Genomic DNA, 1,425 nt, shown 5'->3' with positions numbered 1-1,425 from the left:
CGCCGCCGGATGGGTGGGTGGATGTTCACCCGGAGATTACGCCGCCTTCAAATTTCCACCAATTCCGAGACACGACCATCCCATGAAGGGTTCATAGACCGCCTGACCGGGGCTGGAATTGTTCAGGATCGGCCGCCGCATGCATTCGACCGGTTTCTGCGTGCCGTGTACCGTGTCGACATCCTGATCCCGGTTGGCGATCTGCCACAGCGTGGTCTGCTTGCGGTCTCCGGCCCAATGGCCCTTGCCCTTCGCCCGCACCGCATACCAGCAGGGTTCGTGCTGCCAGTGGTAATCGCCGCGGCTGAGCACCAGCCGGTCCTTGGCCCAGATGATCTGCGACCGGATGGCGAAGCCCGCGGCGATCAGGCTCTCCGCCACGGTCGCGGCATGGAGCGCGCCGTGCCAGACATAGACGACATCGCCCGGAAACAGCGCCCAGGCCTCGCGCCAGTCGGCGCGGTCGTCGTTCAGTACCTTGCCGGTGCGTTTGGTCTTCGCGGCACCGGCCTGGTTCCGCCATGAGGGGTCATACTCGACGCCATAGGGTGGGTCGGTCACCATCAGCAGGGGGCGCACATCGCCCAGCAGCCGCCCGACCACGTCGGCCGCGGTGCTGTCGCCGCAGATCAGCCGGTGCGGCCCGAGCTGCCATAGGTCGCCCTGTGCCGACACCGGCGTGACTCGCAGCTCCGGAACATCGTCCTCGCCCTCGACCGCGCCATCGCTGGCCAGCGCCTCGGGGGCTCGCAGCAGAGCGTCGAGGTCGTCGTCGCTGATGCCGAGCAGGGACAGATCGAAATCCTCGGCCAAGAGCCCCGCGATCTCGTCGCGCAGCAGGGCCTCGTCCCATTCGCCCAGTTCCGTTAGCTTGTTGTCGGCGATCCGGTACGCCCGGCGCTCGGCTTCATCCAGATGGCTGAGCCGGATCACCGGCACCTCGGACAGCCCGAGCATCGTGGCCGCCAGCACCCGACCATGACCTGCGATCAGCTCGCCATCATCGGCCACCATGCAGGGCACGGTCCAGCCGAACTTGGCCATGCTGGCGGCGATCTTCGCCACCTGGTCGTCGCCGTGCATCTTGGCATTGCGGGCATAGGGGCGCAGCCGGGCAATCGGCCAGGTTTCGATCTGGCTCGGCGCGAAGACGAGGTCCATGGGTTGGGGCTCGGGATGTAGGGGCGGGAAATGAAAAGCGCCCGCGAGGGGGATCCTCCGGGCGCAATTCTTCGATGATCAAGAGGTAGGTCAAGGGGGCTAGAAATGTCAATCCATTTTTGCGCGTGGAATCAACGCCTTCGTGCGCAACGCCGCCCGCGTGGCTCCGAGAGGTGGCTTCGGTGGCTAGGGTCAGGACCCATTGATATACTTGAAGCTGTCCGGCCTGCGTGATTCAAGCTCCCGAACTGACGGGGGTGGAGA

General features: G+C 65.6%; 1 protein-coding gene. It reads right to left on the bottom strand.

What is annotated here, in order from left to right:
* Positions 1–36 precede the first annotated feature (36 nt).
* Positions 37–1,161: a site-specific DNA-methyltransferase gene (locus tag GH815_RS18655; RefSeq protein WP_246176542.1), complete on the bottom strand. Its 1,125-nt coding sequence runs from the start codon at positions 1,159–1,161 to the stop codon at positions 37–39.
* Between the last annotated feature and the right edge of the window lie 264 nt (positions 1,162–1,425).

The organism is Rhodovulum strictum (assembly GCF_009649175.1).
GTDB classification, from domain to species: Bacteria; Pseudomonadota; Alphaproteobacteria; order Rhodobacterales; family Rhodobacteraceae; genus Rhodovulum; species Rhodovulum strictum.
Note: the sequence above shows the minus strand (reverse complement) of the source record. Positions and strands in the feature narration are given on the sequence as shown.